The sequence below is a fragment of the Nocardia sp. bgisy134 genome (assembly GCF_057708325.1).
Map to the genome: position 1 here is coordinate 1 of NZ_JBYIRW010000029.1, position 26470 is coordinate 26470.

General features: G+C 69.9%; 26 protein-coding genes. 15 read left to right on the top strand and 11 right to left on the bottom strand.

All coding sequences use genetic code 11. The features are described from left to right. Positions 1-37: 37 nt before the first annotated feature. Positions 38-322 carry a GNAT family N-acetyltransferase gene (locus tag AC3ERS_RS33865; RefSeq protein WP_431972236.1) on the bottom strand — a complete coding sequence of 95 codons (285 nt, stop codon included), beginning with the start codon at positions 320-322 and terminating at the stop codon, positions 38-40. Positions 323-410: 88 nt separating this feature from the next. Further along, on the bottom strand, positions 411-1769 hold the full coding sequence (locus AC3ERS_RS33870; RefSeq protein WP_431972237.1) for an FAD-binding oxidoreductase: 1359 nt from the start codon (positions 1767-1769) through the stop codon (positions 411-413). A 190-nt stretch (positions 1770-1959) separates the two neighbouring features. Between AC3ERS_RS33870 and AC3ERS_RS33875 the strand changes: the two genes are divergently transcribed. Together AC3ERS_RS33875 and AC3ERS_RS33880 are read left to right on the top strand one after the other, a co-directional pair. Beyond that, positions 1960-2271 carry a hypothetical protein gene (locus AC3ERS_RS33875; RefSeq protein WP_431972238.1) on the top strand — a complete coding sequence of 104 codons (312 nt, stop codon included), beginning with the start codon at positions 1960-1962 and terminating at the stop codon, positions 2269-2271. A 98-nt stretch (positions 2272-2369) separates the two neighbouring features. After that, positions 2370-2855 (top strand): GtrA family protein, encoded by a 486-nt coding sequence (locus tag AC3ERS_RS33880; protein ID WP_431972239.1) that lies wholly within the window; start codon positions 2370-2372, stop codon positions 2853-2855. Positions 2856-2924: 69 nt separating this feature from the next. Here the strand turns inward: AC3ERS_RS33880 and AC3ERS_RS33885 are convergent, their stop codons facing one another. From AC3ERS_RS33885 to AC3ERS_RS33895, 3 genes are read right to left on the bottom strand one after another with little or no spacing between them, the layout of a single operon-like run. Then, a complete protein-coding gene (locus AC3ERS_RS33885; RefSeq protein ID WP_431972240.1) occupies positions 2925-3563 on the bottom strand; it encodes a Type 1 glutamine amidotransferase-like domain-containing protein in 639 nt (212 codons plus the stop codon). A 3-nt stretch (positions 3564-3566) separates the two neighbouring features. Continuing rightward, positions 3567-4406, bottom strand: a complete 840-nt coding sequence (locus AC3ERS_RS33890) for a maleylpyruvate isomerase family mycothiol-dependent enzyme (protein ID WP_431972241.1) — start codon at positions 4404-4406, stop codon at positions 3567-3569. Further along, positions 4403-4873, bottom strand: a complete 471-nt coding sequence (locus AC3ERS_RS33895; protein WP_431972242.1) for an HIT family protein — start codon at positions 4871-4873, stop codon at positions 4403-4405. Before AC3ERS_RS33895 ends, AC3ERS_RS33890 begins: the two co-directional genes overlap by 4 nt. Positions 4874-5278: 405 nt before the next feature. On the opposite strand from AC3ERS_RS33895, the gene AC3ERS_RS33900 reads away from it, so the two are divergent. From AC3ERS_RS33900 to AC3ERS_RS33920, 5 genes are all read left to right on the top strand, one after another. Continuing rightward, the gene (locus tag AC3ERS_RS33900) at positions 5279-6394 is read left to right on the top strand and encodes a Re/Si-specific NAD(P)(+) transhydrogenase subunit alpha (protein WP_431972243.1); all 1116 of its coding nucleotides are present in this window, start codon (positions 5279-5281) and stop codon (positions 6392-6394) included. Continuing rightward, entirely contained in the window at positions 6394-6714 is a 321-nt protein-coding gene (locus tag AC3ERS_RS33905) for an NAD(P) transhydrogenase subunit alpha part 2 (protein ID WP_431971818.1), read from the top strand. The genes AC3ERS_RS33900 and AC3ERS_RS33905 overlap by 1 nt, the downstream gene beginning before the upstream one ends. Positions 6715-6719: 5 nt before the next feature. Then, complete coding sequence (locus AC3ERS_RS33910) at positions 6720-8138, top strand: NAD(P)(+) transhydrogenase (Re/Si-specific) subunit beta (RefSeq protein WP_431972244.1); 1419 nt, start codon at positions 6720-6722, stop codon at positions 8136-8138. Positions 8139-8262: 124 nt separating this feature from the next. Beyond that, positions 8263-9393, top strand: coding sequence for a DUF5925 domain-containing protein (locus AC3ERS_RS33915; RefSeq protein WP_431972245.1), 1131 nt, complete (start codon positions 8263-8265; stop codon positions 9391-9393). Between the two features lie 221 nt (positions 9394-9614). Beyond that, positions 9615-10865, top strand: coding sequence for an MFS transporter (locus tag AC3ERS_RS33920; protein ID WP_431972297.1), 1251 nt, complete (start codon positions 9615-9617; stop codon positions 10863-10865). A 678-nt stretch (positions 10866-11543) separates the two neighbouring features. Here the strand turns inward: AC3ERS_RS33920 and AC3ERS_RS33925 are convergent. After that, positions 11544-12401, bottom strand: coding sequence for an NAD(P)H-binding protein (locus AC3ERS_RS33925; RefSeq protein ID WP_431972246.1), 858 nt, complete (start codon positions 12399-12401; stop codon positions 11544-11546). 80 nt (positions 12402-12481) lie between these two features. Between AC3ERS_RS33925 and AC3ERS_RS33930 the strand changes: the two genes are divergently transcribed. Next, positions 12482-13489 carry an AraC family transcriptional regulator gene (locus AC3ERS_RS33930; protein ID WP_431972247.1) on the top strand — a complete coding sequence of 336 codons (1008 nt, stop codon included), beginning with the start codon at positions 12482-12484 and terminating at the stop codon, positions 13487-13489. Further along, complete coding sequence (locus tag AC3ERS_RS33935; RefSeq protein ID WP_245673654.1) at positions 13486-13908, top strand: acyl-CoA thioesterase; 423 nt, start codon at positions 13486-13488, stop codon at positions 13906-13908. Before AC3ERS_RS33930 ends, AC3ERS_RS33935 begins: the two co-directional genes overlap by 4 nt. Here AC3ERS_RS33935 and AC3ERS_RS33940 read toward each other — a convergent pair. Together AC3ERS_RS33940 and AC3ERS_RS33945 are read right to left on the bottom strand one after the other, a co-directional pair. Continuing rightward, positions 13827-14675: an SDR family oxidoreductase gene (locus AC3ERS_RS33940; RefSeq protein WP_431972248.1), complete on the bottom strand. Its 849-nt coding sequence runs from the start codon at positions 14673-14675 to the stop codon at positions 13827-13829. The two genes, AC3ERS_RS33935 and AC3ERS_RS33940, sit on opposite strands and share 82 nt — an antisense overlap. Positions 14676-14727: 52 nt before the next feature. Further along, positions 14728-15222 carry an Lrp/AsnC family transcriptional regulator gene (locus AC3ERS_RS33945; protein ID WP_431972249.1) on the bottom strand — a complete coding sequence of 165 codons (495 nt, stop codon included), beginning with the start codon at positions 15220-15222 and terminating at the stop codon, positions 14728-14730. Positions 15223-15365: 143 nt separating this feature from the next. Here AC3ERS_RS33945 and pdhA point away from each other — a divergent pair, with 143 nt between their 5' ends. From pdhA to AC3ERS_RS33960, 3 genes are read left to right on the top strand one after another with little or no spacing between them, the layout of a single operon-like run. Next, the gene (gene pdhA, locus AC3ERS_RS33950; protein ID WP_431972250.1) at positions 15366-16478 is read left to right on the top strand and encodes a pyruvate dehydrogenase (acetyl-transferring) E1 component subunit alpha; all 1113 of its coding nucleotides are present in this window, start codon (positions 15366-15368) and stop codon (positions 16476-16478) included. Continuing rightward, positions 16475-17449, top strand: coding sequence for an alpha-ketoacid dehydrogenase subunit beta (locus tag AC3ERS_RS33955; RefSeq protein ID WP_431972251.1), 975 nt, complete (start codon positions 16475-16477; stop codon positions 17447-17449). The genes pdhA and AC3ERS_RS33955 overlap by 4 nt, the downstream gene beginning before the upstream one ends. 27 nt (positions 17450-17476) lie before the next feature. Next, on the top strand, positions 17477-18817 hold the full coding sequence (locus tag AC3ERS_RS33960) for a dihydrolipoamide acetyltransferase family protein (protein WP_431972252.1): 1341 nt from the start codon (positions 17477-17479) through the stop codon (positions 18815-18817). On the opposite strand, the gene AC3ERS_RS33965 is transcribed toward AC3ERS_RS33960, so the two are convergent. After that, positions 18807-20033, bottom strand: a complete 1227-nt coding sequence (locus AC3ERS_RS33965) for a benzoate/H(+) symporter BenE family transporter (RefSeq protein ID WP_431972253.1) — start codon at positions 20031-20033, stop codon at positions 18807-18809. The two genes, AC3ERS_RS33960 and AC3ERS_RS33965, sit on opposite strands and share 11 nt — an antisense overlap. A gap of 252 nt (positions 20034-20285) precedes the next feature. Between AC3ERS_RS33965 and AC3ERS_RS33970 the strand changes: the two genes are divergently transcribed. Then, entirely contained in the window at positions 20286-21095 is an 810-nt protein-coding gene (locus tag AC3ERS_RS33970) for a sulfurtransferase (RefSeq protein WP_431972298.1), read from the top strand. A gap of 41 nt (positions 21096-21136) precedes the next feature. Here the strand turns inward: AC3ERS_RS33970 and AC3ERS_RS33975 are convergent, their stop codons facing one another. Further along, the gene (locus AC3ERS_RS33975) at positions 21137-21874 is read right to left on the bottom strand and encodes an HNH endonuclease family protein (RefSeq protein ID WP_431972254.1); all 738 of its coding nucleotides are present in this window, start codon (positions 21872-21874) and stop codon (positions 21137-21139) included. 50 nt (positions 21875-21924) lie between these two features. Continuing rightward, the gene (locus AC3ERS_RS33980; RefSeq protein ID WP_431972255.1) at positions 21925-22287 is read right to left on the bottom strand and encodes a hypothetical protein; all 363 of its coding nucleotides are present in this window, start codon (positions 22285-22287) and stop codon (positions 21925-21927) included. Between the two features lie 139 nt (positions 22288-22426). Between AC3ERS_RS33980 and AC3ERS_RS33985 the strand changes: the two genes are divergently transcribed. Beyond that, positions 22427-25225, top strand: a complete 2799-nt coding sequence (locus AC3ERS_RS33985) for a DEAD/DEAH box helicase (RefSeq protein ID WP_431972256.1) — start codon at positions 22427-22429, stop codon at positions 25223-25225. Further along, positions 25222-25989 (top strand): SWIM zinc finger family protein, encoded by a 768-nt coding sequence (locus tag AC3ERS_RS33990; RefSeq protein WP_431972257.1) that lies wholly within the window; start codon positions 25222-25224, stop codon positions 25987-25989. Before AC3ERS_RS33985 ends, AC3ERS_RS33990 begins: the two co-directional genes overlap by 4 nt. The last annotated feature ends 481 nt before the right edge of the window (positions 25990-26470 follow it).

The window sequence follows — 26470 nt, forward strand, 5'->3', positions numbered from 1 at the left end:
TCCCCCCCCCCCCCCCCCCCACAACCGGGGTCACACCTCAGGCGACCAGGTTCGCGTACTCGCCGTGGTCGGCGATGTACTTCTCGACGTACCAGCACGTCGGCACCACCGTGAAGCCGGCTTCCCTGGAGTCCTGGAGCGCGTACTCGACCACCTTGGCCGCGATGCCCTGCCCGCGGAACTCGGGGAAGGTCATGGTGTGGTGGAAGTCGCGGACCTTGGCGTCCTCGCGCTCGGCGTAGTCGGCGTACCCGGCCAGGGTGTCGTCGACGTAGATCTCGAATCGGGTGTCGGCGGCGTTGTGCTCGAGCCTGGTGGTCATGGTGATGCCAACTCCTTCATGCGCGGGAATGTTCCGGCCTGGTCGGGGGTGTGCCGAGTGTATAAGCCGCCCGCGGCGGTACCGGCCCTCAGAGGATCGCGCCCGGGTTAAGGATGCCGTGCGGGTCGAGCGCGTCCTTGATCCGCCGGGTCAACGCCATCACGTCCGGGCCGACCTGATCGGGCAGCCAGGCCTTCTTGAGCCTGCCGACGCCGTGTTCGCCGGTGATGGTGCCGCCGAGGGCGATGGCCAGGTCCATGATCTCGCCGAAGGCGTGGTGGGCGCGGGCCGTGTTGTCGGCGTCGGCGGGGTCGTGCACGATCAGCGGGTGGGTGTTGCCGTCGCCCGCGTGCGCGATCACCGAGACGGTCACGTCGTTGCGCTCGGCGATGGCGGCGATGCCGGTGACCAGATCGCCCAGGCGCGGCAGCGGCACCCCGACGTCCTCGAGCAACAGCGAGCCGAGCCGTTCGACCGCAGGAATCGCGAAGCGCCGCGCCGCGGTGAACGCCTCGCCCTCCTCGGCGTCCTCGGTGTGGAAAACCTCGGTGGCTCCGGCCTTTTCGCAGGCCGCGACGATGATCTCGGCCTCGCGCGCGGCGAATTCTCCCGGCGCGTCGGACCGGGCGACCAGCAACGCGGCGGCCTCTCGATCGAGCCCCATCCGCATCTCGTCCTCGACGGCGTTGATGGCGATGGCGTCCATGAACTCGAGCATGGACGGCCGCAGCGTGCCGGTGATGCCGAGGATGGCTTCGGTGGCGGCGGTGAGCGAGGCGAAACTCGCGACCACGGTGCTCTGCATCGGCTGCGCGGGCAGCAGGCGCAGGGTGAGTTCGGTGATCACGCCGAGCGTGCCCTCGCTGCCGACGAACAGCTTGGTGAGCGAGAGGCCCGCGGAATCCTTCAGCCGAGGACCGCCAAGCCGCACCGGAGTCCCGTCGGCGAGCACCACTTCCATGCCGAGCACGTAGTCGGTGGTGACGCCGTACTTCACGCAGCACAGCCCGCCCGCGTTGGTGGCCGCGTTGCCGCCGATCGAGCACATCTCGAACGACGAGGGATCCGGCGGGTACCAGAGCCCGTGCTCGGCGGCCGCCCGCTTGACCTCCGCGTTCAGCAGACCCGGCTGCACGACTGCGGTCCGCGTGACCGGGTCGACGGTGATCGCGCGCATCCGCTCGGTGCTCAGCACGATGCCGCCGTCCACCGCGGTGGCGCCGCCCGACAGTCCGGACCCGGCGCCGCGCGGGACCACCGGCACCCGGTGCTCGTGCGCCCAGCGCAGGGTTGCCGCGACGTCCTCGGTCGTGGTGGCGCGGACGACCGCCGCGGGCGTGCCCGCGTCCGGATCGCGGGCCCAATCCTGCTTGTAGCCGGTCAGCAGATCGGGGTCGGTGAGCACCGCGTGCTCGGGTAGCGCGGCGACGAGTTCATGCAGGTCCACGCCTGTCCACACTATGCCGTTCCGGGCGACTGGTACGGCCGGACTGGTAATTCGCGGCGCGTCGGGCAAGAATCGCGGGTGCAGGGGCTCGCCGTGCGCGGACCGGCCGTCGTCGTGACGGTGGACGCCCGCGGCCGACGGATCGTTCGACCATTCCGGAGACCTGCCACACATTCGGAGGGTTGACGGCATGCGGGTCGAATCACCGGACTACCGAGAGCTCGTCGGCGCGCTGTTCGCCGACGAGTTCGCCGACGGCGCCGTCGATCTGGAGGCGTTGCGCAGCATCCACGCGGGCGAGTTCGGTACCTGGCTCACCGCGCTGGACCGGTCCGGGTTGTTCGGCAAGGAGGCGCTGGCGACGGTTGCCGAGCAATGGCGCCGCGATCCAAGGATCCTGCTGGACGCGCTGCTCGCCGACGCCGACGACGTCACCCGCCGCCGCTGGCTGATGGCGTGGTCGAGCCTGGACCGCCCGGAACCGCTGGGCCAGATCGGCTGATCTACGACGCCGGATCGGCAGTACTCGAGATCCGCCGAGTCCCCGCCGGTTTGCCGGCAGCTCACCTGACGGTCACCTGCCGCTGCCATGCTGGCCGCGTGCCCGATCTGGCCGTCGCCACCGACTCCCTTGCCGACCGGTTCACCCGCTGGTGCGAGATCGTCGTCGCGCGGCTGCCGTTGGGGCTGGACCGGGTCGTCCCGCCGACGTTCCTCGGTTTCGCGCTGATCAACAGCTTCACCTTCGGGGTCGACCTGGTGCTGCTGACGTTGTTCCACGGCTGGTGGAACTGGCCGGTGCCGGTCTCGATCACGCTCGCCTACGTCTGCGCGTTCGGACTGGCCTTCGTGCTCAACCGCACCTTCAACTTCCACTCGCACGCCCCCGTCGGCAGGCAAGCCGCGGTGTACATCGTGGTCGTCGTGATCAACTACGTGGCCTTCATCCTCGGCGTCGGCAGCGGACTGACCGCCCTCGGCCTCGAATACCACCTCGCGCGCCTGCTCGCGGGAGCCTGCGAGGCCCTCTATATGTACAGCGCTATGCGCTGGATCGTCTTCCGCAACACCACCACCGCAGCCTGACCGCTCCTTTTCGCACTCCTCACACAGTCGGTGCCTATGCGAGGAATACATATGGAGGGAGCGCGGAGGTCAGCGAAGGATCTCCGCGCGGTCGCCGTCGACGAGGACCACCTCGTCGTCGGTGAGGGCCCAGTGCGGAATGCCCTCGGCGCGGTAGTCCGCCGCGAGCCGGTTGCCGAGGCCGTCCGGGTCGGTGGGGGAGTCGATGTGCGGGACGATCCGGCGCTCCACCAAATTCAGTCCGTCCCAGCGTGGTTCGACGCCGCAGGTCGGCGGTACCTCGCGGGGATCGTCCATCGTCTCCAGGCCGTGCAGGTCCGGGGCGAGCAGGCAGGCGCCCGCGCTGTACCCGGCGTAGACGAGCGCGTCGGCGGCGAGCAGCCGGGTGAGCGCGAGATCGGCTCCGCTGCGGGCGAATTGGGCGCGCAGCACGAAGGTGTTGCCGCCGCGTACCCAGATCAGCGGGAATTCGGCCAGCCGCCGCTCCAGATCCGCCGCGCGCCCGACGTAGTCGCGCAGATCGAGCACCTCGGGGGCGTATCCGAGCTTGCGCAGCGGCACCAGGTCGCTGGTCACCGCCGACGACCACGCGGCGGGCCAGGCGTCACAGGCGTTGGGGATCACGGCGACTCGGCCCGGCGCGCCGACGAGCGCGGCGAGCCGATCCGGATGTTTGCCGAACCGATAGGCGGCCAGGAACAGTCGCACGGCTCAGAGGGTGAAGGCCAGATGCCTGACCAGGCGGCCGCCGAGTTCCTCGTCGCCCGTGACCGCGATGTCGCCGAGGTGGTCGGCCGCCTGACGGCGGCCGCCGCCCAGCCGCACGAAAAGCCCGGAGTCCATGGTGATCTCGACATCGGCGGAGCCGTCGAAGGCGTCCACGAAGGAGGCGCGCTCGTCGACCGCGATGCGCAGGGTCTGCTCGAGCGCACCGGTCAGCACGAAGGCGATGCGAGACCCGGTGGGCGCCTTGCCGAGCTTGACGACCACCCGGGGCAGCGACCCGGAGAACTCGGCGAACGCCAGCTCCGCGCGCCTGCCGCCCTCGTCCACCCGGACGCCGAGCGCGTCGGCGATGTCGAGTTCGTGCATCCAGCAGTCGAACAGCCGCACCCGCATGAACCGGCCGTAGGGGACCTGCCCGATCGGCGAGACGGTCGGCGTCGTCCATGCGGCGTCGTCCGTCTCGCGCAGCGCCGCCAGCCGCCGGTCCGTGACGTCGCGGAACAGCTCCAGCAGGCGCGCACCGGGCAGCGGGCGCAGCCGGTCGACCCAGATCTCGTTGAGCACCGCGAGCTCGTTGCGGACGTGCGGCAGCGACCGGACGTCGGTCTTCTCGCGCATCGGATCGTGCGGCGGCGGCTTCTCCCCGAGCAGCCAGGATTCGGTGCCCACCACGTGCGCGACCACGTCGAACACGGTCCAGCCGGGCAGCCGCGACGGTGTGCGCCACCGGTTCTCATCCAGATCGGCGACCAAGGCCGCGATGGCGTCCCACTGTTCGGCCAGCAGCGCGGTCAGTTCGGCGCGGTCTGTCGTCTGGTCGGTCATGCCGTTCCTTCCTCGGTGCCCACATCCTGGGTGTCGTCCTGACGCGCGAGCGTCGCCAGGCCCATCTGGATGGCGGCGGCGGTGCTCTGCGGGTCGTGCGGCCTGCGCAGCAGGAAGCCCTTGGCGAAGCTGAGCTTGTCGCCGTGCCTGCGCGGGATGACGTGCAAGTGGATGTGCGGAACGGTTTGGAACGCGGCTCTGCCGTCGTTGAGCACAAGGTTCGCGCCGTCGGCAGCCAGACTGCTGCGTCGCATCGCCAGCGCGATCCGGTGTCCGGCCCGGAAGATCAGTGCGCCGACATCGGCGTCGAGATCCTCCAGTTCGGTCGCGTGCCGTTTCGGCACGATGAGCGTGTGTCCACGCGCGACGGGACGGATATCGAGGAACGCGCACAGCAGTGCGTCCTCGTAGACCTTGGTTGCCGGAGCTTCACCCGCCACGATGCGGCAGAAGACGCAGTCGTTCACACCCGCGACCATACGGCGTACGAGTGGCGCGGAACACCCCGAACCCTCCTTCGAACATGACGCCCATCACTCCGCGGCTCGGTCTCGAGCGCCTGACCAGTTCGCTGACGTACGGGTAAGTAAGAGACCTGGAGGTTCGATCTTGTGGCGCTCACCTGCGCGGACGACCATCACAACAGAGGCGATCGCCGCGGCGTGATGGGAACGGAGGTGTCGACGGGCCGCGTCGACGCGGTGCAAATCCGACATTTGGGCGGAAACCGACCCCGCCCTGTGATGGGCATCTCAGCTACGCTCACGGCGAGCCGGGTACAGTTGCGAGGATTTTTGGCGAACTTACTCGTAAGTAACTTCGTCCGGACATCGGTCGGTGGCCAACAGCCAGCACGAGAGGGAAGTCTGACAGTGGAGACAACGCAAAACGTTGGCGACTCGTCGCCGCGCGGAGCGCGTGTCGGAGTCGTTCGCGAGTCCAACGCGGGCGAGCGGCGTGTCGCTCTGGTGCCCAAGATCATTCCGGCGCTGCTGAAGCAGGGCGTCGATGTGGTCGTGGAAGCCGGCGCCGGACTGGGTGCGCTCATTCCCGACGAGGCCTACGAGGCCGCCGGTGCGACCATCGGCGATCCCTGGTCGGCCGAGGTGGTCGTGAAGGTGGCCCCACCGAGCGATGCCGAGGTGGCCAAGCTGTCGGACGGACAGACGCTGATCGGATTCCTGGCTCCGCGCAATGCCGACAACCAGATCGCCGCGCTGAAAACGGCCGGTGTGCAGGCTTTCGCGGTGGAGGCGATTCCGCGGATCTCGCGTGCGCAGGTGATGGACGCGTTGTCCTCCCAGGCGAATGTCTCCGGATACAAGGCCGTCCTCTTGGCGGCGTCGGAGTCCACGCGGTTCTTCCCGATGCTGACCACCGCGGCGGGCACCGTGAAGCCCGCGACCGTGCTGGTGCTCGGTGTCGGTGTCGCCGGATTGCAGGCTCTCGCGACGGCCAAGCGGCTCGGTGGCCGCACCACCGGCTACGACGTGCGCCCCGAGGTCGCCGATCAGGTGCGGTCGGTGGGTGCGCAGTGGCTGGACCTGGGCATCGACGCCGCCGGTGAGGGCGGGTACGCGCGTGAGCTGACCGACGAGGAGAAGGCCCGCCAGCAGCAGGCTTTGGAGGATGCGATCAAGGGCTTCGACGTGGTGATCACCACCGCGCTCGTGCCGGGTCGCCCCGCGCCGCGGCTGGTGACCGCCGCCGCGGTGGAGGGCATGAAGCCGGGCAGCGTCATCGTGGACCTGGCCGGTGAGACCGGCGGTAACTGCGAGCTGACCGAACCCGGTGAGACCGTGGTCAAGCACGGTGTCACCATCGCCTCGCCGCTGAACTTGCCCGCGACCATGCCCGAGCACGCCTCGGAGTTGTACTCCAAGAACATCGCGGCCCTGCTGGAGCTGATGCTGGTCGACGGCAAGGTGGCCCCCGACTTCGACGATCAGGTGCTGGCCGATTCCTGCGTCACTCGTGAGGTGAACTGATGTATACCGAATTGTTGGCGAACATCGCGATCCTGGTGCTGTCCGGGTTCGTCGGTTTCGCTGTCATTTCCAAGGTCCCCAACACTCTGCACACGCCATTGATGTCGGGTACCAACGCGATTCACGGCATCGTGGTGTTGGGTGCGTTGGTGACGTTGGGCCGGGTGGAGGATCCCTCGATCGGCATCCAGCTCATTCTGTTCGTCGCCGTGGTCTTCGGAACCCTGAACGTCATCGGTGGTTTCGTGGTGACCGACCGGATGTTGGGCATGTTCAAGGGCAAGAAGCCGGTCGCCGCGGTCGAGAAGGCGGGCGAGTAAACGTCATGGACAACTTGGTCAACATCCTCTACATCGTCGCGTTCTCGCTGTTCATCTACGGTCTGATGGGCCTGACCGGCCCGAAGACCGCGGTGCGCGGCAACTGGATCGCCGCGGTCGGTATGGGCATCGCGGTCATCGCGACCCTGATCGCGGTGCGCGACACCAGCAACTGGATCATCATCGTCGCGGGCCTGGTCGTCGGTGTCGGGCTCGGTGTGCCACCGGCCCGGTTCACCAAGATGACCGCGATGCCGCAGCTGGTGGCCGCGTTCAACGGCGTCGGCGGTGGCACGGTCGCGCTGATCGCGTGGGCGGAGTTCCTCGACACCACCGGGTTCTCGGACTTCCAGCACGGGGAAGAACCGACCGTGCACATCATCGTCGGCTCGCTGTTCGCCGCGATCATCGGTTCGGTCTCGTTCTGGGGCTCGCTGATCGCCTTCGGCAAGCTGCAGGAGATCCTGCCCGGCAAGCCGATCGGCATCGGCCGCTTGCAGCAGCCGCTGAACCTGCTGCTGCTGGTGGTCGCGATCGCCGCGGCCGTGGTCATCGGCCTGGGCGCCGCCGACGGTGGCGCACCGTGGTGGTGGATGGTGCTGCTGCTCCTGGCCGCCGGTGTGCTCGGCCTGATGGTGGTGCTGCCCATCGGTGGCGCGGACATGCCCGTGGTCATCTCGCTGTTGAACGCGCTCACCGGTCTGTCCGCCGCGGCGGCGGGTCTGGCGTTGAACAACACCGCGATGATCGTGGCGGGCATGATCGTCGGCGCGTCCGGCACCATCCTGACCAACCTGATGGCCAAGGCCATGAACCGCTCCATCCCGGCCATCGTCGCCGGTGGGTTCGGTGGCGGCGGCACCGCGCCGGGCGCCGGTGGTGGCGAGCAGAAGCAGGCCAAGGCCACCTCCGCCGCGGATGCCGCGATCCAGATGGCCTACGCCAACCAGGTGATCGTGGTCCCCGGCTACGGCATGGCCGTGGCCCAAGCTCAGCACGCGGTCAAGGAGATGGCCGAACTGCTCGAGAAGAAGGGTGTGGAGGTCAAATACGCCATCCACCCGGTCGCCGGTCGCATGCCCGGGCACATGAACGTCCTCCTCGCCGAGGCCGAGGTGTCCTACGACGCGATGAAGGAAATGGACGACATCAACGGCGAGTTCGGCCGCACCGATGTCGCCCTGGTCATCGGCGCCAACGACGTCACCAACCCCGCCGCCCGCGAGGACGCCTCCAGCCCGATCTACGGCATGCCGGTCCTCAACGTCGACCAGGCCAAGTCCGTGATCGTGCTCAAGCGGTCGATGAACTCCGGCTTCGCCGGCATCGACAACCCGCTGTTCTACGCCGACACCACCTCCATGCTCTTCGGCGACGCCAAGAAATCCGTTGGCGCCGTCACCGAAGAACTCAAGGCGCTGTAGAGCTCGAGGCACTGTAAACGCGCAGTACGGCGGCCCCCTGTTCCACTGGAGCGGGGGGCCGCTTCGTGTCGTCATGGGTTAATTCGGTGGACGCCGCCGGTCCGACACGCCGATCATGGTCGGAATGTTGGAACGCAAGGAACCACTTCGATTGATCGGGCCCGAGACGGGTCCGGCCGATCCGGCCGAGAGCCTGCGGTGGTCCGTCGCACTGGATTCGTACTACTCACCGCGCGATGTGCTCGATGTGCTCGCGCTGACGCCGTTCGCTCGAGGAGATCAGGCCCGCTACCGCAAGAAGCAGCTGGAACGGGTGCGGGCCGACGCGCCGCTGCGCCCGGCGGGTTCGCGGGTCGCCCGCGCCATCGAGGAGGACAACAGCCGGTCGATCCTCGTGGTCGGCGAGGGCTGGACGCTGCGCGCCGACCGGTGGGCCGACCGGTCCGCGGTGGTCGAGGTGACGGCCGTCACCGACGAATTGGCGAACGACATTCTGGCCGAATCGATCCGAGACGCCGAGGAACCGTCCGAGGTGGACGACGGCATCCAGATGGGGTTCTGGTACCTGCACGGGCAGCACGGTCCCCGGCGGCGTCAACACGACATCGAGACACCGGTCTGGTCGGATATCCGCCGCAATTACCCGGATCTTGCCGCGAGCGCGCTGGACCGGTTGATGGCATTGACGCCGAACGACATTCGCGGGCGGCTGCTGTTGCTGCACGGCCCGCCCGGCACCGGGAAGACCACGGCGTTGCGCGCTCTGGCGAGGGCGTGGGAGCCGTGGTGCCAGGTCGACTGTGTGCTGGATCCGGAGATGCTGTTCAGTCAGCCCGGCTACCTCATGTCGGCCGCGACCGAGGTCGACGACGAACGCCGCCGCTGGCGGCTGCTGGTGCTGGAGGACTGCGACGAGCTCATCAGGGCCGAAGCGAAAGCCTCGGCGGGCCAGGGGCTTTCGCGACTGCTGAACCTCACCGACGGCATGCTCGGCCAAGGCCGCGACGTGCTCGTCGCCATCACCACCAACGAGGACCTGTCCCGCCTGCACCCCGCCGTCACCCGCCCCGGCCGCTGCCTGGCGCAACTCGAGATCGGCCGCCTCTCGGCCGCCGAAGCGCGCCGCAGGCTCGGCCCTTCCGCCGCCACCATCCCCGACGAGGGCCTCTCCCTCGCCGAACTCCTCGCCCTGCAACACGGCGCGGGCCGCATCGACACCACCGCGGCCCGCCCGGAATCGGGGATGTACCTGTAGGCGCGCCAGGGTTGGGGCGGATTGGGGAAGCTCACCTGCGGGGACGGGACGCTCGTCGAGGCGTTCGCCGACCGCGTTGTCGGTCGGATCGTCGAGGGTCGACCACGGCATCCGGCTGACGGTCAACCACGAAAGCCGATCCGATCCGTGCCGCTGCCTCCGAGCTCAGGAACGCAGCATCGGTCGCGTCACTGCCGGGTACCGTCGAAGTGGTGCCAGCCATGACGGTCGACGGGCGGACTCGCCTCGCGCGGGGAGCGGTCTTCACGGTGTTCGGTCTGAACGGGTTCCTGCTGGCGATGTGGGTCGTGCACATCCCGGTGATCACCGATCGGACGGGTGTTTCCCATTCGACGTTGGGCATGTTCATTCTGCTGATGGCGGGTGCCGGCATCGTCGGCATGCGGATCGCGGGGCCGCTCGCCGACCGGTTCGGCAGCAGCAGGCTGGTGGGTGCGGCGGCGTTCATAGCGTCGGTGGCCGTGCTCGGTCCGGGGTTCGCGACGGGCCCGGTGTCGTTGGGTGCGGCGCTGGCTTGCTTCGGCTTCGGCAACGGCGCGCTGGACGTCTCGATGAACGCCCAAGCGGTGCAGGTCGAGCGGGCCTATCGACGCCCGATCATGTCGGCGTTCCACGCCCTGTTCTCCGGCGGCGGGCTGCTGGGTTCGCTGCTCGGCGCCGCCGCTCTGCGCGCGGGCTGGGACGTGCGCGTCACGCTGGTTCTGGCCTCGGTGGCTTGCCTGGCGCTGCTGGCAGGAAGCGTTCCGCGCCTGTTGCCCGGCGCCGCCACGCCACACCGGCCGGAGCCGCCCGGTTCGGAAGTGATCGGCCCGGCGCACACCGAGGACGCCGCCGCCGTCCCGGAACCCGGGCACGGGCGCAAGGTGCTGGCGTTGGCCGCGCTCGCCTTCGCGGTGTTGCTCGCGGAAGGCGTCGCCGCCGACTGGAGCACCCTGCACATGCGCGAACACCTCGGCGTCGACCAAGCCACCGCCGCGCTGGCGTTCGGCGCGTTCTCGGTGACCATGACCGCGGGCCGCTTCGCCGCCGACCGCGTCAGCGGCGCATTCGGCCGGGTCGCCGTGGTTCGCTACGGAACCCTCCTCGCCGCCCTCGGCCTCGGCCTCATCATGCTGTCGCCCTGGACGCCGCTGACGCTGATCGGCTGGGCGCTCTGCGGCCTCGGCCTCGCCGGCGGCGTCCCACAGATCTTCACGGCCGCAGGCAATCTCGGTACCCGCACCGCCGCCACCGACATGTCCCGCGTCTTCGGCCTCGGCTATCTCGGCCTGCTCGCGGGCCCCGCCATCATCGGCTGGCTCACCGAGCTGATCCCCCTCAGCACCGCCATGGTGGTCCCGCTCCTCGCCGTCCTCCTCTGCGCCTGGCAGGCGGGTGTCGTCGCCCCGGCCGAGTCGAAGCCCGCCGTCGAATCCCCCAGCGACACAAGGACCTCGGACGACGCCCACTGATCGCCACCATAGAGCCCGCTGCGTTGGCACCCACGGGATGGGCGTGCCGACGACTGAATCCGGGAGGCGCACCGACGAATCAGCCATGCGATCCCGTCCTGGCGCATGGGCGAGGATTCGGGTGCGAACTCCCGCCTTCGGCGGCGCTACCTTGCCTACGGTCGCTGATCTGCCCGTCGACGAGCCATCGAAGTCGAGGCTGCGGGCGATGTGTCCCATCGTCTACGCCGAGACCACCGTCGCGGCCCCGATCCGCCCGGCATCCATCGGGCTTCGGCCCCTGCGCCTCCGACCGGCAGTACTCGCAGGTGGCGGCACCGCCAGCATGCGCGGTGGAGCGGCGACCGCGCTAACCGGCCGACATGCCCGGACAAACCCCTCACGACCCCTCAGCACCCACCCACGGGGCCGGTTCGGGACATCGTCGGCCCGAGGTGGTCCGGTTGCGTGGCGCTCGCCGTTGAACTCCACGTCCGCGGGTGGGTACATTTCACTTCTGACAATTTCAACCGGTCTGCGGCGTCCGGTATTCCGGAGAATCGCGTTGTCCGGCGTGGTCGATTCGTCGATCTGTGCGCCACGCCTCCGCGCGAATTCCATGACAAATGCTAAGTATTCGGCGGGAACCGCGGCGCGGTCGTCGTCGGCTCGCACCTCCTTCCGGCACGGCTGGCACTCTCAGTGCACGGGCACCTCCGTTACCGCCCACACCCCGGCCGCCGCGGTCTCGGCGACGTACTCGCTGAAGTCCCTGGCCTCGCGCCCGAGCGCGCGCCGCACACCATCCGTGGTGGCGGAGTTCCGGCCGTCGAGCAGGGTGCCGAAGAGGTAGTCCAGCAGGCTGATCTCGTCCGCCGGAACCTGGTATTCGGTCAGGCCCGCAACGAAGTCGGTGCGGGTGATCGGGACGAATTGGATGTCGCGGCCGGTGGCCTTCGCGATCTCGGCGGTCGCCTCGGCGAAGGACAGCGCACGCGGTCCCGTGAGCTCGTAGACCGCGCCGTCGTGCCCGGATTCCGTCAGCGCGGCGACCACCACGTCGGCGATGTCGTCGGCGTGCACGAACGGTTCCGGCACGTCGCCGTTGGGCAGCGCCACCGCGCCGGACAGGATGTAGTCCGCGAACGCGCCCTCGCTGAAGTTCTGGGCGAAGAAGGCGCAGCGCACCACGGTCCACGCCAGGCCGGATTCCCGCACGATCCACTCGCACTCCAGCGCTTCGGGTTCGCCGCGTCCGGACAACAGCACCAGCTTGCGCACGCCTGCGGCCTTGGCCGCGGCGCCGAACGCCCGGATGACGTCCGGAGCGCCCGGAGCGGCGAGATCGGGCTGGTAGGCGAGGTAGACGGCGTCCATATCGGTCAGTGCGGGCCCCCAGGTGCTGCGGTCTGTCCAGTCGAACGGAATCTCCGCGGAACGAGACCCGATGCGGACCTCGTGGCCGCTCGCCGCGAGCCGGTCCGCCACCCGGGAACCGGTCTTACCGGTGCCTCCGGTGACGAGGATGCGGGGCTGGGCGCTGTCGTTGCTGTTCATGTATTGAGTACATCGCCCGGAGCCGAGACGGAACATGGTTCAGCCGCTCGCAACCATGCGTGTGCGTCTACTGTGGACCTGTGGATGCGCTCGCCAGTCTGCTCGAAGGTCCACGTGCCAGAGGCGCGTTCCTGATGTGTTCGCTGCTCGATCCGCCGTGGTCGTTGCGCATCCAGGACGAAGCGCCGCTCACCGTGCTGTCGATGATCCGCGGCACCGCCTGGATCGTCCCGGACCGCCCAGCGCCCGGCGCGAAGCCGAAATCGCAAGAGGCAAACAGGGTTTCGGGGACCAGCGAACCGCGCCAATTGCACGCGGGCGACGTCGCGATCTTCCGCGGCCCGCATCCCTACACCGTCGCCGACGATCCGGCGACGCCGCCGCAGATCATCATCCACCCCGGCCAGGTCACCAAGACCCCCGGAGGTGAAATCCTCTGCGAGACCTTGAGTCTCGGCGTCCGGCAATGGGGAACCGACCCGGAAGGCGCCACCATGATGGTGACCGGGACCTACGAGTCCGCGGGTGCGGCGAGCCAACGCCTGCTGCGCGCCCTGCCGCCCATCGCGGTGCTCCCGCACGGCGATTTCGACAGCCGCCTGCTCGACATCCTCGCCGACGAGGCCACCAAGGATCAGCCCGCCCAGGGCGCGGTGCTGGACCGCCTCCTCGACCTGGTGCTGATCGCCGCGCTGCGCGCCTGGTTCGCCCGCAACGACGCACCCGCCTGGTACCACGCCTACAGCGATCCGCTCGTCGGCAAGGCGCTGCGCCTGCTCCAGCACAACCCGGCGCACGGCTGGACCGTCGCGAGCCTCGCCGAGGCGGTCGGCGTGTCCCGCGCCGCGCTGGCCCGGCGGTTCACCGATCTGGTCGGCGAACCGCCGATGGCCTTCCTCACCGAATGGCGCCTCGCGCTCGCGGCCGACCTGCTCCAGGAATCGGACGCCACCATCGAGGCCATCGCGCGCCAGGTCGGCTACGGCTCGGCGTTCGCGCTCAGCGCCGCCTTCAAACGCCACTTCGGGGTCAGTCCCCGCGACCACCGGCAGGGCGCGGCCCCCGCTGAGCTATCGTCGGCCGGGTGACACAGCAGTATCCCGTGCTCTGGCCGGTACCGACTCGGTGGGCGGACAACGACCACTACGGCCACGTGAACAACGTGACGTACTACTCGTACTTCGACACCGCGGTGAACGCCTGGTTGATGCACGCGACCGGCACCGACATCAGGGATCTGCCCGCCCTCGGCGTGGTCGCCCAGACCTCGTGCCAGTACCTCGGTTCGATCAGCTTCCCGGACCAGCTCCAGGTCGGCCTGCGCATCTCCCGGCTCGGCCGCTCCAGCATCACCTACGACCTGGCGATCTTCCGTGACGCCGACGGCTCGCTCGAGCTCGCGGCCACGGGCGTCTTCGTGCACGTCTACGTGGACTCCGAGACGCGCAAGCCGGTCGAGATCCCCGAGGTGATCCGCACCGCGGCCGCCGAGCTCGTCACCGACTGACGGCGCCCCCGGCGATCCCGAGCTCGAGCTGTTCGGTCAGCCAGGCGCGGAACCGCGGGTAATCGGCGTGGTCGGCCAGGTCGACCTGGCACTCGCCCGGCACCATCCGCCCGATGTCGTGGCGAGAGTACCGCGCCCGCCGAGGTGACCGCCTTGATCGCCAGCGCGGCGGCCGCCTCGTCGCCGGGGATCGGATCGCCGTGCAGCAACTCGGTGTCGACGCCCATCGGGCAGACGCAGCTGACCCGAATCCCGCTGTCCCCGTAAGTGACCGAGAGCCATTCGGCGAAGCCGACGGCGGCGTGTTTGGTGACCGAGTACGGTGCGGAGCCGATCTGGGTGAGCAACCCCGCGGCCGAGGCGGTCACGACGAAGTACCCCTCGCCGCGCGCCGACCAGCCGGGGACGAGCAGGCGAGCGGCGCGAACGTGGGCGAGCACGTTCACCTCCAGCGCGGCCGACCACTGCGCGTCGGTGCTGTCCAGGCCGGGGCCGCCGCCGATGCCCGCATTGGCGAAATACAGGTCCACCGGGCCGAATTCGGCTTCGGCGCGGTCGATCAGCGCCTGTATCACGCGCTCGTCGGAGACGTCTCCGCCGACTGACACAGCCTGTGCGCCAAGTGATTCCGCTACCGTGGCAGCCGAATCCGCGTCCAGGTCGGCGACCACGACTCGCGCCCCGCGCTCGGCGAGCCGCCGCGCCAGCGCCGCCCCGATTCCCGCGCCCGCCCCCGTGACGATCGCGACCTTGCCCGAAATCTCCATGCCCGCACCATATGCACGGCCGGAGATGGGCGGGAGGAGCGCGGGCGGGAACTCAGCTGGTTCCGGCCAGCCTGTCCAGCAGCGGAGCGGTACGCGGACCCACGAGTTCCCGCATCACCAGCGCCATATTGGTGCGCTCCACGCCCGGAATCTTGAGGATCTGCCCGGCAATTCGATAGAGGTCGTCGGCATCCTGGGCGACGATCCGGACGGTGAGGTCGGTGAGCCCGGTCATGCCGCACACCTCGGTGACCTCGGGGACCTCGGCGAGTTCGTCCACCACCGAATCCAATTGGTGCTGATCGACGACCACCGCGACGAACGCGGCGAGCGGATACCCCAGCGCCCTTGGCTGCACCCGTCGTTCGAAGCTCCCGAGTACACCGCTCGCCTCCCACCGCGACAGCCGCGCCTGCACGGTGTTGCGGGACAGGCCGAGGCGGTTGGCCAGTTCCACGCCGGTCGCCCTCGGGTTGGCCACCAGCTCCAGCAGCAGGCGCGCGTCGGTGGCGTCCAACGTGGCGTCGACGGGTTCCTTACTGGACATACAACGCAGTATGACACCAATTGGACCGACCGATTTGAGCATTCTGCTCATTCGTATGTCGGCCACTTGCGCAGACCGCCTTCTCGTGGATGCTGTGAAGTAGGACACATTCGTGCTCGGCGCAGATGAGGAGGCGAGCGGTCATGGCGGAGAAGCCCACATACCCGGTGCAGTTGATCCAGCCCGACGGCCGCCGCGTTCTCGATCGCAAGCACGCCGCCCTCGTCGCCGACGTCGGGCCGGACCAGCTGCGCGCGCTCTACGAGGACATGGTGGTCACCCGCCGCATCGACGTCGAGGCGACCGCGTTGCAGCGCCAAGGCCAGCTCGGACTGTGGCCGCCGCTGCTCGGGCAGGAGGCCGCCCAGGTCGGCTCGGCGCGCGCCCTGCACGCCGACGACTACGTGTTCTGCAGCTACCGCGAAGCCGCCGTCGCCTACTGCCGCGGCGTCCCGCCCGCCGACCTCACCCGCCTGTGGCGCGGTGCGGCGCACTACTGCTGGGATCCGGGCGCGGTGAACATGACCAACCCGAACATCGTGGTCGGATCGCAGGGCCTGCACGCCACTGGATACGCCTACGCCGCGCACCTGGACGGCGCCGAGATCGCCACCATCGCCTACTTCGGCGACGGCGCGACCAGCCAGGGCGACATCGCCGAGGCGCTCGGCTTCGCCGCGAGCTGGAGCGCGCCGGTGGTCTTCTTCTGCCAGAACAACCAGTGGGCGATCAGCGCGCCGGTGCGGGTGCAGAGCGCGACGCCGATCGCGCGTCGGGCGTACGGGTACGGCATGCCCGGCGTGCAGGTCGACGGCAACGACGTGCTGGCGGTGCTCGCGGTGACCAGGCAGGCCGTTGCGCGGGCGCGCTCGGGCGGCGGGCCGTCCTTCATCGAGGCGCTCACCTATCGGATGGGCCCGCACACCACCGCCGACGACCCGACCAGGTACCGCTCCGCGGCCGAGACCGAGGAGTGGAAGCGTCGCGATCCGATCGACCGGGTGCGCAGACTGCTGGCGCGGGAGGGTCTGCTCGACGAGGACTGGGAACGGCGGGTCGCCGCCCATGCCGACGACGTCGCGCGGCAGGTGCGCACCGCGACCATCGAGATGCCCGACCCGGCGCCGATGGAGCTGTTCGACCACGTCTACGCGACAGCGCATTCGCTGCTCGACCAAGAGCGGCGGGAATACGCGGAGTACTTGACCGGCGACCCCGGTCCGTCCTCCGCGGGACAGGAAGGAGCACGCCCATGATCACCACCTTCGCCAACGCGCTGAACACCGGGCTGCGCCGGGCGCTGGAGGACGATCCGAAGGTCGTGCTCATGGGCGAGGACATCGGCAAGCTCGGCGGCGTCTTCCGGGTGACCGACACGCTGCAGAAGGACTTCGGCGACAACCGCGTCGTGGACACCCCGCTGGCCGAATCCGGCATCGTCGGAACGGCTTTCGGCATGGCGCTGCGCGGGTATCGCCCGGTCTGCGAGATCCAGTTCGACGGGTTCGTCTATCCGGCGTTCGACCAGATCGTCTCCCAGGTCGCCAAGATCCACTACCGCACCAAGGGAAAGGTGATCGCGCCCATCACGATTCGCATTCCGTTCGGCGGCGGCATCGGTTCGGTGGAGCATCATTCGGAATCGCCGGAGGCTTACTTCGCGCACACCGCCGGGCTTCGGGTGGTCTCGCCGAGCAACCCGGCCGATGCGTACCACCTTCTGCGCCAAGCGATCGCGCTGGACGACCCGGTCGTCTTCTTCGAGCCGAAGCGGCGCTACTGGGACAAGGCCGACGTCGATTTCGGCGCCCCGCCCGAGCTTCCGATGGATCGGGCCCGGGTGTGCGTCACCGGTGCGGACGCCACCGTCGTCGCGTACGGCGGCACCGTTTCTACGGCGTTGACTGCCGCGAAAATCGCCGCGGAGGAAGGACATTCGCTCGAGGTGATCGACCTGCGCAGCCTCGCGCCGATCGATTTCGACACCGTCGAGGAATCGGTCGACAAGACCGGCAGGCTGGTCGTCGTGCACGAGGCGCCCGTCTTCGGCGGGCTCGGCGCCGAGATCGCGGCGCGGATCACCGAACGCTGCTTCTATCACCTGGAATCGCCGGTGCTGCGGGTCGGCGGGTTCGACATCCCTTACCCCCCGGCTAAGCTCGAGAAGCACCACCTGCCCGACGCCGATCGCATCCTCGCCGCGGTCGATCGTTCGCTCGCCGCCTGACCATCGATCCGATCCGAGAGGCACTTCGTGGAAGACGACGGCCACGTTCTCGAATTCCGGCTCCCGGATCTCGGGGAGGGGCTCACCGAGGCCGAGGTGGTGTCCTGGTCGGTGGCCGTCGGCGACGACGTCGAGCTGAATCAGACCATCGCGGAGGTGGAGACCGCCAAGGCCGTGGTCGCGCTTCCCTCGCCGTTCGCGGGACGGGTCGAGGAGCTGCTCGCCGAGCCGGGGGAGACGGTCGAGGTGGGCGCGCCGCTGATCCGGGTGCGGACCGCGTCGCCGCCAACGGCGGTGGCCGCCGCCCAGATCGAGCCCGAGGCGGCCGGTGAGCCGTCGCCAGGACCCGACACCGCGGACGGCAACGGCCGGAAATCGGTGCTCGTGGGTTACGGGCCCGAAGGCGAGGCCGAGTCGCGCAGGCGCAGGCCCGCGCCGGAAGCGCGCGCCGCGGCGACGCCCGCCGCTCGCAAACTGGCCAAGGAACTCGGCATCGACCTGTGGTTCGTCGCCGGTTCCGGTCCGAACGGCGCGGTCACGGTCGAAGACGTGCGCGGCGCGGTGCCCGTCTCGCCCCCGCGGCCCTCCACGCACCGCACCGACCTCGCGCCCGCGCCGAGCCCGGCGCCCCCGGCATCGGACCAGGACGCCGGCGTGATTCGCCCCTCGGTGCGCGAGGAACGCGCACCGATCACCGGCATCCGCAAGCGCACCGCGGCGGCCATGTCGGCGAGCGCGCGGACGATCCCGCAGGCCAGCGTCTTCGTCACGCTCGACTGCACCGCGTCGATGGAGCTGCTCGACCACCTGCGCACCACCAAATCCTTTGCCGGACTGACGCTCACGCCGCTGGCCTTGGTCGCCAAGGCGACGCTCGCCGCGATCGCGGAGTTCCCCGGCGTGAATGCCTGCTGGGACGAGGCGAATCAGCAGATCGTCACGAAGCACTACGTGAATCTCGGCATCGCGGTGGCCACCGGCCGCGGCCTGCTGGTGCCCAATCTCAAAGAGGCGCAATCGCTCGGCCTGCGCGACCTGTGCCGCGAGATCGGCTGGCTGGCCGAGACCGCGCGCTCCGGCTCGGCGACCCCGGCCGACCTGCGCGGCGGCACCTTCACACTCACCAACGTCGGTGTCTTCGGCGTCGACGCCGGGGTGCCGCTGGTCAATCCCGGTGAGGCCGCGATCCTGTGCCTCGGCTCGATTCGGCGTCGGCCCTGGGTGTTTCGCGACGAGCTGGCCGTCCGCTGGGTGACCACGCTCGGCATCAGCTTCGACCACCGCATGATCGACGGTGAACTGGCCGCGCGCTTCCTCGCCACCACCGCAGGTCTCCTGGAAGACCCGCTCACCCTGCTCAGCCGGTAGCGGTGGCGCGCGTGCGCAGTGCCCAGCGCACGATCAGGCCCCCGATCAAGGCCCAGAACGCGGCCCCGATGCCGAGGAATCCGACGCCGGACGCGGCGACGAGAAAGGTGATCACGCCCGCCTCGCGGTGTTCTTCTGCGCGCAGTGCGCCCGCCAGCGCCGTGGCCAGTGTCGCGAGCAGCGCCAGCCCGGCCACCGTCTCCAGCGTGCCCTCCGGTGCGGCGGCCACCAGGGTGACCAGGGCTGCGGAGCCGAGGGCGAGCAGCACGTAGGCGACGCCCGCGGTGCAGGCCGCGATCCAGCGGCGCTTCGGATCCGGGTGTGCGGCAGGCGCGGCGGACAGGGCGGCGCTGATCGCGGCCAGGTTGATCGCGTGGCCGCCCGCGGGCGCGCCGAGGATGGTGCCGACACCGGTGACGGTCATGGCCGCCCGCCACGGCACCCGGTAGCCGAACGACCGCATCACCGCGGTGCCCGGGATGTTCTGCGAGGCCATGGTGACGATGTAGAGCGGGATCGCGATGCCGATCATCGCCTGCCAATTCCACTGCGGCAGGGCCAGTTCCACCGTCGGCGCCATGGCGGCGAGGTCGAGGTCGCGATGCTCGGCCACGATGCTCACGCCCGCACCGACGGCGGCGACGCCGAACGCGGCGATCACCGCCCAGCGCTTGGCGAACCGCTGGAGAACCAGCCACACCACGATCACCGGGACCACCACCGCGGGACTGGTCGCCACCGCCCGCACCGGCGCGAGGCACAGCGGCAACAACACGCCCGCCAACATGGCCTGCGCGATCTCGACCGGAATCGCGGCGATCAGGTTCCCGAGCCGCTGCCAGAGCCCGGTGATCAGGATCAGCACGCCGGTCAGCGCGAAAGCGCCGAGCGCGGCCCGCCAGCCGCCCGCGATCGCGCCCGTGCTCGCGAGCAGCGCGGCGCCGGGCGTCGACCAGGCCAGCGTGATCGGCATCCGGTAGTGGTAGCTGAGCAGGATGATCCCGATACCCTGGGTGACGCACACCGCGAGCAGTCCGGACGCGGCCTGAGCCGCGGTGGCGCCCACCGCCGTCAACCCGCTCAGCACCACCGCGAACGAACTGGTGAACCCGACCAGGGCGGTCACCACGCCCGCCCCAAGCGGCTGCGCGAGCCCGGCGGTGATTGCTTCCCGCGGCTCGGTATCGGGGTCGGTGGGCGCGGAAACCTTGGTCATTGTCCGGATACTGCCGCTGGTCACACGGCGTGTCACCGGCCAGTGCCCGGAAACTGGACCGACTTCGCGCGGTCCCTACCGGCGGGTATGTCGCGCGAGTGCGCACATCGGCGGCGCGCGATGCCTAGGCGTACCTCCGCCTTCGCTGCGGCCATGCGCGGGCAATCGACGGACCTCGTCCGACAGCGTCCATTATGGTGGGAGGGTCGGCGCGCGAGGGAAACTGGACGAGGAGCTGGGTTGAGCGCGGTACTGATCTCTGCGGGGGAACTTCGGGAAGCACTGGCGGACAGGCGGTTTCGCCTACTCGACGTGCGGTGGGCGCTGGGCGACCCGGACGGGCCGCAGCACTACCTCGACGGGCACATTCCCGGTGCGGTCTTCGTCGATCTGGAGACCGAACTGGCCGCACCGCCCTCGCCCGCGCGTGGACGGCATCCGCTGCCCGATATCGCGCAGCTGGAGAAGTGCGCGCGCAGCTGGGGTATCCGCACCGGCGACCCGGTGGTCGTCTACGACGCGACCGGCGGCATGGCTGCCGCGCGGGCGTGGTGGCTGCTGCGCTGGGCTGGTCTCGCCGATGTCCGCATCCTCGACGGCGGCCTGCCCGCCTGGACCAGTGCGGGCGGTGAACTGATCTCCGGCGCCGAACCCGATCCGGAACTCGGCGACGTCGAGCTGCGACCGGGCAAGCTGCCGGTGGTAGACGCCGACGCCGTCGCCAAGTGGAAGGGTGTGCTGCTCGACGCCCGCGCGGGCGAGCGGTATCGCGGCGAGGTCGAGCCGGTCGATCCGAAGGCCGGACACATCCCCGGTGCGGTGAGCGCGCCGACCGCCGAGAACCTCGACGCGGACGGGCATTTCCGCGCCGCGGCCGAATTGCGCGAGCGTTTCGCCGGATTCGGCTCCGGCCCGGTCGCGGTCTACTGCGGCTCCGGCGTCACCGCCGCCCACCAGGTCGCCGCGCTCGCCGTCGCGGGCGTCGAGGCCGCGCTGTATCCCGGGTCCTGGTCGCAGTGGTCCAACGATCCCAAACGACCGGTCGCGACGGGCGCGCAGTAAGTACTCGGCGCACGAGTCGCCGCCGGAGGGCGGGCGCGCCGTCACGGGCAAGTGCGGGCGATGTCGTGCAACGTCGCGTTGTCCGCCTCGGTGACAGGTAGGTCGTAGCGCACCGCGACGGTGAGGTAGCGGCCCGCGTAGAAGCAGTGGTCGGCGCGCGAAGGCGGCAACCACTCCGAGGGCGTACCGTCGCCCTTGGCCTGGTTGACGCGCGCCGAGGTGGCCAGGAGGTTGGTCTCGACGTCGTTGGCGAACAGCACGCGGCGCTGCGGCGGCCAGGTGGACGCGCCCATGTCCCAGGCGGCGGCCAGCGGATAGACGTGATCGATCTGCGCGTCGCCCGCGTCGGCCTTGCGGAAGGCGCGTCGATCGCCGGTGTACGGGTCGTCGAGGGTGCCCGACACGACGACGCAGTCGCGCGTGCCCTCCCGGAAGCGCACGTCGGTGAGCTGGGCGGCGAGCACGTTGTTGCGGGTGTCGCAGCCGTCGTGCCCGCCGGGGCCCTCGTAGTCGTCGGTCCAGGACGGGCCGAAGACACAGCCCTGTCCGTTGCCGCAGCCGCGCTCGTAGCCGCCGGGTCGCGTGCGCTCGGCGATCACCCTGACCTCGGCGAGCAACTGTTCGAGCTGAGCCCTGCTCGGGCTGCCCGGTGCCGGGGCGACTTGGCCCGCGGACCACCCTCCACAGCCCGCGAGCAGCAGCGCCGCGACGAGCGGCGCGAGCAACCGACCCTGGACGTGAGTACGCACGATGCCACTTGTACTCGTGTGCACCGACATTCGTGGGTCTTGCGACAAGCGAGCTGATCAGTTGTGGAGCGTGCGCGGCCTCACAACCAGGCGCGCGCCAGCAGGTCGTCGCCGGCGACCTCGGTCGCTCGCGGCGGGAATCTGGTGGCCGCGATGGACTCGGTGTGCATCCCGTCGTGCCCGATCAGCCAGGAGCCGCCGCGTTCCTCGCACTCGGCGATCTTGGCGAAGGTGGTGAGCAGGAAGGTGATCGCCACGTGCGGGTCCGGGACCTGAGCCAGGTGCTGTGATTCCCCTGGGCGTGACAGGTCGATCCACACGCCGCCCACACCGTCGAGACGCATCCCGACGATCTTTGCGGCGTTGACGAAGGTGAACTTGCGCCGCTCCCACGGCGTTGTAGGCGAGAAGCTCTGCTCGGTTACCTGGAGCAGAATTGTCATGCTGCTGCCCTCCGCTTCCTTGACACTCAGCTGTGATTCTCAGTCGTGACCAGCGGATATCCCAGTATGTTCCGCTCAGCGCCAGAAATCCAGGACGGCGCGGCGGCGAGATGTCGGACCCGCCTGATTGGATGGGCGGATGCTGCACGGACTGTGGTCGCCAGGGGCCGGTCTGCTGCTGTGGACCGACGACGGGGTGCCGGACGCACTGCCCGACCCGCTGGGCGGCGTCCTGCGCGCGTCGCGGTTCCGGCATCGGGCCGAGGTTCTCGTGCCCGCGTCGGGCGCGGCCGAGCGGGTCACGGTGCCCGCGCACGCGCTCGCGCCGGAGGCCGCCGCCGCGGCGCTGCGCCAGCCGTTGCCCGCCTCGGCCGTATCCGGTGATCTGCGCTTCCTCGCCCACGTCGCGCACGGTGTCGAGCGGTGGGTGCGGGCCGGGCGGATCGTGCCCGAATTGCGCAGGGACGACGGCCAATGGTGGGTGCGGTGGCGGTTGGTGGGCGGCGCACGTCAGCGTGCCTGGCTGGCCGAGCTCGCGGTGGCCGCCCCGGCCGCCCTGCACGTGGCCGGGCGGCCCGCCGCCGTGCTGGAGGATCTCGTCGGCGAGCTGACCGACCCGATCGCCAGGCGGTCGATGGACGCGCCGCCGCTGTCGCATCCGCTGCTGGCCGCGCTGGTCGGCGACAGCCCCCTCGGCAGCGGCAGCCATCAGCTGGCCGAGGTGCTGGAACGCTGGCGCGCAGGACTGACCGTGGACGAGCCGGAATTGGTACTGCGCCTGCTGGAGCCGGACGGCGAGCTCGGCTTCGCCGACGACTCGGTGGCGCTGTGGCGCCTGGAGGTCTGCCTGCGCACCGAGGGTGAGGCGCCCGCGCCGATCCCGCTGCACGGTGACCCGAGCCTGGTCCGCACCGTCATCGACAAGCTGGGGGAGGCGCAGCGCGCCTATCCCAGGCTGCGCGACCTGCCGACCGATCCGCGCACCATGGATCTGCTCTTGCCGACCGAGGTGGTGGCCGATCTCGTGGCGCACGGCGCGCACGCGTTGCAGGCGGCGGGCATCCGGTTGCTGCTGCCGCGCGCGTGGAGCATCTCCGCCCCGTCCATGCGGCTGCGGGTGGAGAGCGCGGTTCCCGCGGCGGAGAGCACCGTCGGCATGCGGGGATTGGTTCGTTACCGTTGGGAATTGGCGCTCGGCGACACCGTGTTGACCGAGGCCGAGATGGCGCGTCTCATTCGCGCCAAATCCGATCTCGTGCAGTTGCGCGGCGAATGGGTGCAGGCCGATCACAAGGCGCTCGCCGCCGCGGCCCGCTATGTCGCCGCGCACAGCGACGATTCGCCGATCACCTTCGCCGACATGATCGGCGAACTGGCGAGCAGCCGGGTCGAGCAGGTGCCGATCACCGAGGTCACCGCCACCGGATGGGCGGCCGAACTGCTCGATCGCGGGCACGACGCGGAGCCGGTCCCCGCCCCGAGCGGCCTGAAGGCGCAGCTGCGCCCCTATCAGCTGCGCGGCCTGTCCTGGCTGGTCACCATGAGCCGAATGGGTTGCGGCGCCATCCTCGCCGACGACATGGGCCTCGGCAAGACGGTGCAGGTGCTGGCACTGCTCGTGCACGAGCGGGAACAGTCCGCGGATCCCGGCCCGACGCTGCTGGTATGCCCGATGTCGGTGGTCGGCAACTGGCAGCGCGAGGCCGAGCGGTTCGCGCCGGACCTGCGGGTGCTGGTGCACCACGGCGCGGGTCGGCGCGGCGGCGCGGAACTGAATGCGGCGGTGGCCGAGGCCGACCTGGTGCTCACCACCTATTCGCTGCTCGCCAGGGACATCGAAGCGTTGAGCAAGCAGGACTGGGAACGCGTCGTGCTCGACGAGGCCCAGCACATCAAGAACGCGGGGACGCGACAGGCCCGCGCCGCCCGCGCGCTGCGGGCGCGACACCGCTTGGCGCTCACCGGAACTCCCGTCGAGAACCGGTTGGAGGAGCTGCGCTCGATCCTCGATTTCGCGATGCCGAAACTGCTGGGCAGCCCACAGACCTTCCGCGCGCGGTTCGCGGTGCCGATCGAACGGGAGGGTGATCAGAACGCGATCTCGCGGCTGCGGTTCGTCACCCAGCCGTTCGTGCTGCGCCGGGTGAAGACCGATCCCTCCGTCATCAGCGACCTGCCGGAAAAGCTGGAGATGACGGTGCGCGCCAACCTGACCGTCGAGCAGGCCGCGCTGTACCAGGCGGTGGTCGACGACATGATGGAGAAGATCAGGAACGCGAAAGGCATGGCGCGCAAGGGCGCCGTGCTCGGCGCGCTGACCCGCCTCAAACAGGTGTGCAACCACCCCGCGCACTTCCTCGGCGACGGCTCCGGCGTCCTGACCCGCGGCAAGCACCGATCCGGCAAGCTGGCCCTGGTCGAGGACGTGGTGGACGCGGTGCTCGCCGACAGCGAGAAGGCGTTGCTGTTCACCCAGTTCCGCGAGTTCGGCGAGCTGATCGCGCCGTTCCTCGCCGAGCGCTTCGGCGCCCCGATCCCGTTCCTGCACGGCGGCGTGCCCAAGCGCCGTCGCGACGCCATGGTCACCGGATTCCAGTCCGAGGACGGGCCGCCGTTGATGTTGTTGTCGCTCAAGGCCGGTGGTACCGGACTGAACCTGACGGCCGCCAATCACGTGGTGCACCTGGACCGTTGGTGGAATCCGGCGGTGGAGAACCAGGCGACCGACCGCGCGTTCCGAATCGGGCAGCAGCGCGCGGTGCAGGTGCGCAAGCTCGTCTGCGTCGACACGATCGAGGAGCGGATCGACGAGATGATCAACGGCAAGCGCAGGCTCGCGGACCTGGCCGTCGGGGCGGGGGAGAACTGGATCACCGAGCTGAGCACCGACGAACTGCGCGACCTGTTCGCCCTCGGCGCCGAGGCGGTGGGTGAATGACGTTCGAGGACTACAGCAAGTACGGCAAGCGACTGCCGGTCGAGGGCGGCGTCGCGGCGCGCAGCCGCCGCGGCGGATTCGGGCGCACCTGGTGGGGCAGGGCGCTGATCGACGCGGTCGAGGCGATGGCCGAGCCGGGCCGGTTGGCCCGCGGGCGCAGCTATGCGCGGTCCGGGCAGGTGGTGAGTTATCGGATCGAGCCGGGTGCGGTGGTCGCGGAGGTGCAGGGCAGCCAGCCGCGCCCGTTCACCTCGGCGTTCCGCGTGCGCGCGGTGCGCGAGGAGGAACTGGACCTGCTGATCGAGACGATCCGCAGCTCGCCGGGCATGCTGGCCGAGATCGCCTCGGGCGCGCTGCCCACCGGGCTCGGCTCGCTGCTGTTGCCCAGTACGGCGGCCGAGCTGGACTTCGACTGCACCTGTCCGGACCCGGGCTGGCCATGCAAACACGTCGCGGCGGTCTGCTACCTGCTCGCCGAGCGACTCGACGAGCGGCCCCGCGAGATTCTCACGCTGCGCGGACTGGACCTGGACACGCTCATCCGCGGCATCGAGCGGGACCCGCGACCGGTCCAGAGCGACGATCCGTACGGCGACGAGACGCCCCTTCCGGGCCTCCCGAAGGTCGAATTCCGTTCCGCGATGGACGATCTCGATCCCGTGCTGCTACGCAAGGCGCTTCGCATGAGCACCGAGGACGAGGCGAGCGCGGCGACCGGAATACGGGAGCTCGCCGCGCTGTATACCTCGCTGCGAGACACCTAGGCCCTGTGTCACACCTAGGCACTGTGTCACACCTAAGCCCTGTGTCGAACAGGCCCTGCGTCGAAGTCCCATCCGGCACCTCCGCGGATCGGATCGCCGCCTGGCCGCGTTGTCGTCGCCGATACAACCCCGATATCGGCTCCTCCTCCGCCTTGCCAGGTGACGATCCGAGCCACGGAGGCATCCGGCCGGACTTCGACACAGGGCCTGGCCGCGGGGCCGAGCCCGCCGCGGCATATTCGTGCCGACGAAAGCCAGCACCCGGCATCGAGGCTGGGCCCGCGTCTCCGGACTTCGTCGGGCGGATCCCGTCCGGTGCGCTGGGGCCGGTGTGTCTCGGCGCCGGGTGCCACTTCCCAGTCTGCTCCGTCGGAGTTGGCGAGGTAACGCCCGATTGCTGTCCGCTCACTGCCCTTGTGCCGAACCTGCGCTGCCCTGCCGTTCCGCCGACGGTCCGTCCCGTGAAGGGTCGCTGACCTGC

What these genes read in the sequence shown, in the direction of transcription:
- AC3ERS_RS33865 (WP_431972236.1), bottom strand. Translation starts at nt 322, where the DNA reads ATGACCACCAGGCTCGAGCACAACGCCGCCGACACCCGATTCGAGATC.
- AC3ERS_RS33875 (WP_431972238.1), top strand. Translation starts at nt 1,960, where the DNA reads ATGCGGGTCGAATCACCGGACTACCGAGAGCTCGTCGGCGCGCTGTTC.
- AC3ERS_RS33890 (WP_431972241.1), bottom strand. Translation starts at nt 4,406, where the DNA reads ATGACCGACCAGACGACAGACCGCGCCGAACTGACCGCGCTGCTGGCC.
- AC3ERS_RS33905 (WP_431971818.1), top strand. Translation starts at nt 6,394, where the DNA reads ATGTATACCGAATTGTTGGCGAACATCGCGATCCTGGTGCTGTCCGGG.
- AC3ERS_RS33910 (WP_431972244.1), top strand. Translation starts at nt 6,720, where the DNA reads ATGGACAACTTGGTCAACATCCTCTACATCGTCGCGTTCTCGCTGTTC.
- AC3ERS_RS33915 (WP_431972245.1), top strand. Translation starts at nt 8,263, where the DNA reads ATGTTGGAACGCAAGGAACCACTTCGATTGATCGGGCCCGAGACGGGT.
- AC3ERS_RS33920 (WP_431972297.1), top strand. Translation starts at nt 9,615, where the DNA reads ATGACGGTCGACGGGCGGACTCGCCTCGCGCGGGGAGCGGTCTTCACG.
- AC3ERS_RS33925 (WP_431972246.1), bottom strand. Translation starts at nt 12,401, where the DNA reads ATGAACAGCAACGACAGCGCCCAGCCCCGCATCCTCGTCACCGGAGGC.
- AC3ERS_RS33940 (WP_431972248.1), bottom strand. Translation starts at nt 14,675, where the DNA reads ATGGAGATTTCGGGCAAGGTCGCGATCGTCACGGGGGCGGGCGCGGGA.
- AC3ERS_RS33945 (WP_431972249.1), bottom strand. Translation starts at nt 15,222, where the DNA reads ATGTCCAGTAAGGAACCCGTCGACGCCACGTTGGACGCCACCGACGCG.
- pdhA (WP_431972250.1), top strand. Translation starts at nt 15,366, where the DNA reads ATGGCGGAGAAGCCCACATACCCGGTGCAGTTGATCCAGCCCGACGGC.
- AC3ERS_RS33955 (WP_431972251.1), top strand. Translation starts at nt 16,475, where the DNA reads ATGATCACCACCTTCGCCAACGCGCTGAACACCGGGCTGCGCCGGGCG.
- AC3ERS_RS33965 (WP_431972253.1), bottom strand. Translation starts at nt 20,033, where the DNA reads ATGACCAAGGTTTCCGCGCCCACCGACCCCGATACCGAGCCGCGGGAA.
- AC3ERS_RS33975 (WP_431972254.1), bottom strand. Translation starts at nt 21,874, where the DNA reads ATGTCGGTGCACACGAGTACAAGTGGCATCGTGCGTACTCACGTCCAG.
- AC3ERS_RS33980 (WP_431972255.1), bottom strand. Translation starts at nt 22,287, where the DNA reads ATGACAATTCTGCTCCAGGTAACCGAGCAGAGCTTCTCGCCTACAACG.
- AC3ERS_RS33985 (WP_431972256.1), top strand. Translation starts at nt 22,427, where the DNA reads ATGCTGCACGGACTGTGGTCGCCAGGGGCCGGTCTGCTGCTGTGGACC.
- AC3ERS_RS33990 (WP_431972257.1), top strand. Translation starts at nt 25,222, where the DNA reads ATGACGTTCGAGGACTACAGCAAGTACGGCAAGCGACTGCCGGTCGAG.